Source organism: Kitasatospora sp. NPDC001119 (assembly GCF_053598475.1).
This window is the reverse complement of sequence record NZ_JBSFKI010000099.1, coordinates 1-1,414: the sequence shown is the minus strand read 5'-3', so window position 1 is coordinate 1,414 and position 1,414 is coordinate 1. Positions and strand designations below refer to the sequence as shown.

General features: G+C 67.5%; 1 protein-coding gene and 1 pseudogene. Both read right to left on the bottom strand.

What is annotated here, in order from left to right:
* Positions 1-31: 31 nt before the first annotated feature.
* Positions 32-442, bottom strand: a complete 411-nt coding sequence (locus ACWDD9_RS43835; protein ID WP_449814785.1) for a hypothetical protein — start codon at positions 440-442, stop codon at positions 32-34.
* Positions 443-488: 46 nt separating this feature from the next.
* Positions 489-1,310: pseudogene (locus ACWDD9_RS43830) on the bottom strand (IS5 family transposase); the annotation flags it as partial.
* Between the last annotated feature and the right edge of the window lie 104 nt (positions 1,311-1,414).

Genomic DNA, 1,414 nt, shown 5'->3' with positions numbered 1-1,414 from the left:
TAGAGGGTGTTCTGTGAGGCTTCGCCGGAGTTCAGGTCTGGGTGGCCGGTGTCGGGTTGGTGAGGACGAACACGCCGGGCTCGGGTTCGGTGAGGATGCCGCGGCTGACCAGGCGTTTGAGCTTGGCGCGGGTGCCTTCGATATGCCGTGACTCGGGGGCGAGGCCGATCGCCTGGCAGACGTCTTTGGCCCGGAGTCCTTCCTCCGATGCCTCGATGACCGCCAGGATCGCGCGGTATCCGGGCGGCAGCGACTCCGGCGGCTCTGTGCCGGTCTCGGCCGCCAGTTCCAGGATGGTCTCCCGGGTGATCTCAAGACGCTTCAAGGTGTCTTCGGCGGCCGCGAGTTGTTCGGTGAGACGGGCGATCCGCTCACGCAGTTGTTCGACTGTCTCGCGGATGAGCCGCTGCCGGGACTCGATTTTGTCCAGGAGTTCCCTCATCGATGCTCCTGCCGGTCACAGGTGGCGGATGCCACGGTGGCGGATCACGCCAGGTCAAGGTGGCGGCACGGGTGAGCCGCCGGAGCATCACGTCGGTCATGGACCAGTGGATCGCCGCCACCGAGCTGGCCGGCTTCGCCTCGTAGTCACGTGCGAGCCTGCGATGGAGCATGAGAGTGCCCAGGGTCTGCTCGACCACCCACCGTCTCGGCTCGGGTGTGAACCCGCGTGCGCCGGGATCACGCCGGACGATCTCCACATCGATGCCAAGGGCGGCGCCGTGCTCGACCACGGCGTTCTTGAACCCGGCGTCCGCCCATGCCCTGGTCACGGTCGGCGCGCTCTGGGCGACCTTGTCCAGCAGCGCGATGCCGATCGCGTTGTCGTGGACGCTCGCCGCGACCACGACGGCGGCGATGACCAGGCCGAGTACATCGGTGGCGATGCCCCGTTTGCGCCCCGGGCTCTTCTTGCCGGGATCCAGTCCGGTCGTCTCCTTCGGCGCGTTCGTCGAGGCCCGCACGGTCTGGGAGTCCAGGACGACCGCGGTGGGGTCCTCGTGTCGCCTGCGGCTTTCGCGGACCTGCCAGCGCAGCAGGTCGTGGATGGTCTCGGCGGTCCCGTCGTCGCGCCATGTACCGAAGTAGTAGTACACCGCGCTCTTGGGTGGCAGGTCGTGGGGCAGATAGCGCCACTGGCATCCGGTGCGGGCCTGGTAGAGGATCGCGTTCACGATCTCCCGCATCTCGTACCGGCCCGCATGGCCGCTGACCGAGGGATGCCTCGCCTTCCACGCGGTGAGGACCGGCCGGATCAGCTCCCAGGCTTCATCCGACAGGTCGCTCGGGTACGCAGGACGCTCACCCACATCCGTCAGCACACCGCGCCGGCGGCCCGCCGTGAAGTACCGGAACCGGACAACTTGCCTTCAAGGACTACGAGAACCGCCCAAGACTCGCAGAACACCCTCTT